The sequence below is a fragment of the Tunicatimonas sp. genome, assembly GCF_049647865.1.
Lineage (GTDB): Bacteria > Bacteroidota > Bacteroidia > Cytophagales > Cyclobacteriaceae > Tunicatimonas.
The window spans coordinates 1-6,273 of the sequence record NZ_JBARYM010000915.1 but is presented as its reverse complement, the minus strand read 5'-3'; the positions used below and the strand labels follow the sequence as shown (position 1 = coordinate 6,273).

Genomic DNA, 6,273 nt, shown 5'->3' with positions numbered 1-6,273 from the left:
AGATAGAGAGGGTTAAATGGTGAAGGTTAAAGAGTAGAAATTGCTAGAAATAAAAGATTAAAGGCTCGTTTTCTAAAAACCAACTCCCAATCCTTAATAACAATTAAGCTATATGAAAAAGATAATTGACACTAACGTACTAATGTCTCTAATACTTCTCGGACTAATGAGCGTACTGTACGCTTGTACTGGAGGTAACGCGCAGGATCGTATTCCTTCAGCAGAGCACTTTAATCAGGAATGGGCTAAAGAATCTACTTGGGATCAGGGGCAAGCCGAAGTTGCTAAGTACCAGGCTACCCGGACCATCTACGGTAAGCCTCGTAACTTCGAGTACGTTTTTGTACTGGTAAAGGAAACGTTTAACGAGGAATATAAAGTGAAAACCGATGATTATTCTCGTAATGATCTGTTTGATGTGATGAAGGTGAATAAGTTTGCTCGCATCCCAACCGATAACTACCCCTATCACTTTATGACCAGTATCTTCTACAAGCGTGATCAGCCGTCTATGGCCTATAAGCTGACTAATTCTTCGCAGGAATGGTGCGGTAATACTGCAAAATATTTTATTGCTGATGGCAAACAGTACACCTTTGGCTATAATAGCTACTGGGACGGACAAGGTGTTGGCGAAACCACGATTAAAGGCGGATTCATGTTTGAAGATCAGCTTTCGCATTCGCTGCGGGCCCTAAATTTCGCTGATGGGCTTTCATTTCAGCAGGGCGTAGCTGAGTCGCAAATTAGCAGCAAGGCCAAGGAGCCTACTATTTACAACGCAACTTTCAGCGTGGAAGCGATTGACGACCTACAGCTTTCTACGGACTACGACATGAACCAAATTAATGATATTTGGAAAGTAACTGTCCAGTTAGATAATAGTAAGGCAAACGAATACTGGTTCGCGGGTGAGTATCCCAACATCTTGCTCAAGCAGCAAACCTGGGATAACCGCAACTACGAACTGAAGGAGCAATATATGGACGATTACTGGGTGATTAAGGGGAATTCCTGAATGTGAATTAACAATTCGCTATTTTTAAACATACTATGCCCACTGTATATTAAAAAAAAGTTATCGTTTTTTCTTTTACGCTGGCGACCGAGAAGAACCTGTTCACATACGTATTGAGAAGGGTGAAAAAGATGGAAAGGTATGGTTAGAACCTTGAAGTAAAAGTTAAATATCTCAATAATATTAAAGCTCAGGAACGCAAAGTGGTTATGCGCATTATAACCGAAAATGAAGAATTATTAAAAGCAAAGTGGTATGAATTCTTTCAACAACGATTATGATGATAATGAAAAGCTTATCTACGAAGATGGGTTAAAAATTAAAGCTTTACATTTTCATCCTGATTTAGACCTAATGCTAATTGTTTTATCGAGTAAAAAAGTATTAAGTTATACCATATCGTCTTCATCGCGACTTCAGCAGGCAACACCTGAACAGCTCAACAATTACCGTTTGATTGGTAAAGGAGCAGGCATTCATTGGCCAGATGTAGATGAAGACTTAAGCCTGAAAGGATTTTTAAAAGAGGAAATAAACCGTTCTATCCGCGACATCAAACAGACTTTGATAGTTTAGTATTCACTTTACACCTTTGGTAAAGTGTACTCAATCACTGCCTCGCGAATTCGGGTGAAGGTTTCGCGTAGAATCTCTTCATTATTTTCCAGCAGCGTTACCCGGAAGCCCTGAAGGTCAGAGCAGAAAGAAGAAATGGGAACTACACATACACCTTTGGCCGCTAGTAGATAGTAGACAAAGCGTTTGTCTAATGCCATATCCGGCTCTTGCGCTAACCAATCTTCTAGTAAGTTCTTGGCGTGGTTATCTTCAATTTTCAGTTTTTGACCGATTTGTAGTACTCCATCGCGGAAAATGATGGTATTGTAAAAAGCTCCGTAAGTTGGATTAAAGGTGATGACTGGAATATCCGCTAGCAATTCGCTAATAATCTGACTTCGTTGTCCAATGGCTTTATTAAATCCCTCGCGATAGTTAGCGTAGCGAGCGTCACTCATTATTTTAGGGATTGCCAATTGAGGTAGCTTGGTAGAACAAACCTCAATCATTTTGGCGTTTTCCAGTGTAGAACAATACTGATCAAAATCGCCGGATTGATGACGATTATAAAATTCCATCCAGCCGCAGCGAGCGCCAGGCCAGGGCAATTCTTTAGAAATTCCTTTCATGGATATTCCCGGCACTTCGCCAATCACTTCGGCTAAAGCGTGGGCTTTTGCACCATTGTAAGTAATATTCAGATAGATTTCATCAGCCACTAAAAACAGGTCGTGGGCTTGAGCTATTTCCACAATCTCCTCTAAAATCTCTCTCGGATACACCACCCCGGTTGGGTTATCCGGGTTAATTAGCAGAATTCCTACAATATTAGGATTGTACTGTACCTTCAATCGCAAATCATCCAGATCAGGATACCAGTTGTTGTTTGGGTCAAGATTATAGGTAATCGGGTGATGGTTAGCATGAGATGCCTCAGCAGAGGAATGCGTAGTGTACGAGGGTGACGGACCAATCACTCGGGAAGTGGGTACTAAGTATTGATAAAGTTTTCCAATGGCATCGCCTAGTCCATTAAAAAACAGTATATCCTCGGCAGTAATCTGTACTCCATTACGTTGGTTGTTTAGCTCGGCTAAAAATTGGCGGGTTTCCAGTACTCCCTTAGAATCGCAGTAGCCGAAAGTTTCATTTTCTTGTACTAATGAAACTACAACCTCCTTAATCCAGTCAGGCATTTGGTAATGCTTCTGCACTGGGTCGCCAATATTCTCCCAAAAAATGGTATGCCCTAATGCTTGTACTTGGTGAGCTTTCCGTACAATTCCTCGAATCTCGTAGCTCAACTCATTGGCTCCCTCTCGTAGTAACCGTTGTCGCATTTTTACTCATTTTATTGTCGGGCGAAATTACGTAATTTTAGCCTCGCAATAATATAGAATAAGTGCAGATTGCGATTCCCAATTAAAATCACATGGTAAAATAATTATGAACGTAGAATTACTAAAGAAAATTTGTGAAGTAGCCGGTGCTCCCGGTTTTGAAGAACGAGTGCGCCAACTAGTCATTAAAGAGGTAGAATCACTAGTTGATCACTGGGAGGTGGATAATATGGGCAGCGTGATAACGGTGAAGAAAAGCAAAAATAATCCAGATGAAAAAAAAGTAATGGTCGCTGCTCATATGGATGAGATTGGTTTTATTGTTACCCATGTAGACGATAACGGCTTTATTCGCTTTCATACTTTGGGTGGTTTTGATCCAAAAACGCTAACGGCTCAACGGGTAATTGTTCACGGAAAAGAAGATCTAATCGGAGTAATGGGTAGCAAACCCATCCACGTGATGACTCCCGAAGAGCGCAATAAAAATCCGAAGAATACTGACTACTTTATTGATCTCGGCATGAAGGCTGACGAGGTAAAAGAACTAGTTAGCGTAGGTAATCCTATTACTCGCGAACGAGAACTCATTGAAATGGGCGGTTGTGTAAATTGTAAGTCTATTGATAACCGGGTGTCAGTATTTATTCTGATTGAAGCGTTGCGCCAACTCGATGAGGTGCCCTACGATGTGTACGGAGTATTTACCGTGCAGGAAGAAGTGGGTATACGTGGTGCCAACGTGGCAGCTCATTCTATCAACCCTGACTTTGGCATTGGCTTGGATACAACTATTGCGTTTGATCTGCCCGGTGCGCAAGCACATCAGAAAATCACCTCGCTGGGCGAAGGAGCAGCAATTAAAGTGATGGATGGTTCCACCATTTGCGATTACCGCATGGTAGAGTTTATGAAGCAAACTGCTGAAAAGAATAATATCAAGTGGCAACCCGAAGTACTCACTGCCGGAGGTACTGATACAGCCGGAGTGCAGCGTATGGGTAAACAAGGCTCCATTGCCGGAGCTATTTCTATCCCCACCCGCCATCTTCACCAAGTAATTGAAATGGCTAATAAAGAAGACATCGATAGTTGCATTCGCCTATTAAAAGTCTCGCTAGAAACGCTAGATCAGTACGATTGGTCGCATCGGTAGTATTTCTATGGGTTCAATTGGGTAGGCGCGATGGTATTTATATCTAACCTATAGCATAAGGGTAACCCGAAATAGCGGTCGGACCAGGGGGGTATGGCTAACCCCGGTATCTAAAGAAATATTAGTATGCTGGATTTTATGCAGGTGCGGAACCAAATAACCAACCGAAGCTCCCACTATGTACCCTACAATCACATCCGTAGGAAAATGTTTGCCCGCGCGGTAACGAAAATAGCCGGTGGCTGCGGGCCACAAAAATGCTCCAGTCCAGGCTAGCTTCCGTATTGTTGGGTTATCAACATAGTCCGAAATGGTTTTGGCAGTGAAAAATGCTATAGCGGCAGTATACGACGTATGACCAGAAAAGAAAGAAAAATTATTGCCTCGCATTGTTCGTACGTCTTCCGGAGCTCCCTGGTTATAGGTGTAGGGTCGGGGGCGTTTGACCAGAGCTTTGGTAATGCCCGTAAGGGTTTCATTAAGGGCTATTGTTTGTAGAAAAATCACTCCCAACGTTCCCGCATCTTGGCGAGTTTCATCAAAAGCCAGTAGTGTAAGGGGTAGAGCGTATGAGCTGTGTAGCAATACATCGCTGGCAATCCGTGATACCTTACGGTAGCTTCCATCCGATAGCCGGTCAAACGCAAAAACATCGTTGATGTTGAAATTATCTATTTCATCTAATCTGAGCGGTTCTCGCTTATTACGCAATAAAATACTAGCCGTGGTTCCGGCTGCCCCAACCGAAAGCAATGTTATTTCCCGAGCGTTCTTTAACTCGTAGCCTTGGCCGTAGGTTAGTTGGTTTCCGGATAGAATAAAAAATAAGGCAATTACCCAAGGGAACCACCGCTGTTGGTATAGCTTGATTTTCATAACAGATTAAAAATTAGGACTGGACTACCTTTAAATCTGATAAAAATAACAAAGGTTTAAGTTTAATGTAGTATTTGCTCTAAAATAACACCAGCAATAAAAATTTTATAATTTAAATTTGAATAATAATATTAACAAATCTAAATATTTATTCAGATGAAGAATTTACAGAAGCTATTTTCAACAACTTTGGTCGTTTGTTTGGCTATTACTTTGTTCTCTTGTAATAAAGATGATGAGCAACTCTCTACCGAGGTTGGTATCATCGGCAAGTGGCAAATAGAGTCTGCTGACATTATAATTGATGGTAAATCATATGAAGATTACATTGAGGAGTCAATCAATGAACTGAAGCAGCAATTGGGCAGTAACTACTCCGAGGAGATGGGTGATGCCGTGAGAGAATCGCTTGAGGAATTTGATGCAGATAGCGCGTTTGAAAACACAACCATTGAGTTTAAAAGCGATAAAACTGTTATTGTTACCGACGAAGACGATTCGGGTACCGGGACTTGGGTTGCTGATGGCAAGCAACTGACAATAAACTTTGAAGATGAATCTCAGAAGTATACGGTCCGTTCTCTAACCAACAGTCGGGCATCTTTGTCTATAGATGGAGGCTTTGATGACATTGAAATGGAGGAAGCTGACTTACCAATGGCGACTGAAATGATTCTCAATCTAAAAAAATAGCTTATACTTCCTTTAATTTTTAAGTCACGTTTTCTTCGGAAAGCGTGGCTTTTTTTATAGCCGATACCCAACCCCAATCCGCAAAGCGGCATTGCCTCGCTCGAAATAGTAATCACCCATTACTTCAATGCGCCATTCATCGGTAATACGGCGAGCGTAGCCCACTCCGGCTGCGTAATCTACTTCATCACTTATTAGAGGGCGTAACCGGATGAATACCGGATCAATTGGGTAAAGACGCATTCCAGGAATAAAGCTCAGTCGGTTCGGCGCAGTCCAGTATTCTACGCCAGCGGTGAGGGCAAGCTGCTGAATCAAGAAATAATTTGCCTCCGCACTAAACTGGGCTTTGTTCACAAACTCAAACGGGTCACGATTATCAGTTTTGTAAGCATCAATGCCAAAGTTAAATAGAAACTGTGCTTGAGATACTGAGCTATGGAAAAGTAAGACGAAAGAAATCAGGTGGAAAAAGTGTCTCATATAAAAATTAAAAGGGTAGGTTTAGCAAAAGCTGAAATTACAGATTATTCCTGGCTTTCGTACAATTTCTTCAGATCGTTTAACTCGTCGCGCAAACGAGCTGCTTCCATAAAATTAAGTTCTTTGGCGGCCTTTTCCATACTCTTCTT

At 41.8% G+C, this 6,273-nt stretch carries 9 protein-coding genes; 5 read left to right on the top strand and 4 right to left on the bottom strand.

Translation table 11 applies throughout. From position 1 onward, the window contains the following. The first annotated feature begins 112 nt into the window (after positions 1 to 112). The 3 genes from WBA23_RS25935 to WBA23_RS25925 all read left to right on the top strand — a co-directional run bounded on the left by WBA23_RS25935 (position 113) and on the right by WBA23_RS25925 (position 1,594). On the top strand, positions 113 to 1,018 hold the full coding sequence (locus tag WBA23_RS25935) for a hypothetical protein (RefSeq protein ID WP_424585180.1): 906 nt from the start codon (positions 113 to 115) through the stop codon (positions 1,016 to 1,018). A gap of 46 nt (positions 1,019 to 1,064) precedes the next feature. Beyond that, complete coding sequence (locus tag WBA23_RS25930; protein WP_424585182.1) at positions 1,065 to 1,175, top strand: DUF4160 domain-containing protein; 111 nt, start codon at positions 1,065 to 1,067, stop codon at positions 1,173 to 1,175. 98 nt (positions 1,176 to 1,273) lie between these two features. Then, positions 1,274 to 1,594: a DUF2442 domain-containing protein gene (locus tag WBA23_RS25925; protein WP_424585179.1), complete on the top strand. Its 321-nt coding sequence runs from the start codon at positions 1,274 to 1,276 to the stop codon at positions 1,592 to 1,594. A gap of 8 nt (positions 1,595 to 1,602) precedes the next feature. On the opposite strand, the gene WBA23_RS25920 is transcribed toward WBA23_RS25925, so the two are convergent. Continuing rightward, positions 1,603 to 2,916, bottom strand: a complete 1,314-nt coding sequence (locus WBA23_RS25920) for a pyridoxal phosphate-dependent aminotransferase (RefSeq protein WP_424585178.1) — start codon at positions 2,914 to 2,916, stop codon at positions 1,603 to 1,605. Positions 2,917 to 3,022: 106 nt separating this feature from the next. Between WBA23_RS25920 and WBA23_RS25915 the strand changes: the two genes are divergently transcribed. Further along, the gene (locus WBA23_RS25915; protein WP_424585177.1) at positions 3,023 to 4,072 is read left to right on the top strand and encodes a M42 family metallopeptidase; all 1,050 of its coding nucleotides are present in this window, start codon (positions 3,023 to 3,025) and stop codon (positions 4,070 to 4,072) included. Positions 4,073 to 4,120: 48 nt separating this feature from the next. Here the strand turns inward: WBA23_RS25915 and WBA23_RS25910 are convergent, their stop codons facing one another. Further along, positions 4,121 to 4,948, bottom strand: coding sequence for a phosphatase PAP2 family protein (locus tag WBA23_RS25910; RefSeq protein ID WP_424585176.1), 828 nt, complete (start codon positions 4,946 to 4,948; stop codon positions 4,121 to 4,123). Positions 4,949 to 5,104: 156 nt separating this feature from the next. Between WBA23_RS25910 and WBA23_RS25905 the strand changes: the two genes are divergently transcribed. Continuing rightward, positions 5,105 to 5,641: a lipocalin family protein gene (locus WBA23_RS25905; RefSeq protein WP_424585175.1), complete on the top strand. Its 537-nt coding sequence runs from the start codon at positions 5,105 to 5,107 to the stop codon at positions 5,639 to 5,641. Positions 5,642 to 5,695: 54 nt separating this feature from the next. Here WBA23_RS25905 and WBA23_RS25900 read toward each other — a convergent pair whose 3' ends face one another. Both WBA23_RS25900 and WBA23_RS25895 read right to left on the bottom strand, forming a co-directional pair. Continuing rightward, the gene (locus tag WBA23_RS25900; protein ID WP_424585174.1) at positions 5,696 to 6,124 is read right to left on the bottom strand and encodes a hypothetical protein; all 429 of its coding nucleotides are present in this window, start codon (positions 6,122 to 6,124) and stop codon (positions 5,696 to 5,698) included. A 44-nt stretch (positions 6,125 to 6,168) separates the two neighbouring features. After that, on the bottom strand, positions 6,169 to 6,273 hold a 105-nt coding region (locus WBA23_RS25895; RefSeq protein ID WP_424585181.1), incomplete at its 5' end, for a UvrB/UvrC motif-containing protein.

Coding starts and splice junctions, on each gene's coding strand:
- WBA23_RS25910 (WP_424585176.1), bottom strand. CDS start 4,948: ATGAAAATCAAGCTATACCAACAGCGGTGGTTCCCTTGGGTAATTGCC.
- WBA23_RS25915 (WP_424585177.1), top strand. CDS start 3,023: ATGAACGTAGAATTACTAAAGAAAATTTGTGAAGTAGCCGGTGCTCCC.
- WBA23_RS25935 (WP_424585180.1), top strand. CDS start 113: ATGAAAAAGATAATTGACACTAACGTACTAATGTCTCTAATACTTCTC.
- WBA23_RS25905 (WP_424585175.1), top strand. CDS start 5,105: ATGAAGAATTTACAGAAGCTATTTTCAACAACTTTGGTCGTTTGTTTG.
- WBA23_RS25900 (WP_424585174.1), bottom strand. CDS start 6,124: ATGAGACACTTTTTCCACCTGATTTCTTTCGTCTTACTTTTCCATAGC.
- WBA23_RS25920 (WP_424585178.1), bottom strand. CDS start 2,916: ATGCGACAACGGTTACTACGAGAGGGAGCCAATGAGTTGAGCTACGAG.
- WBA23_RS25925 (WP_424585179.1), top strand. CDS start 1,274: ATGAATTCTTTCAACAACGATTATGATGATAATGAAAAGCTTATCTAC.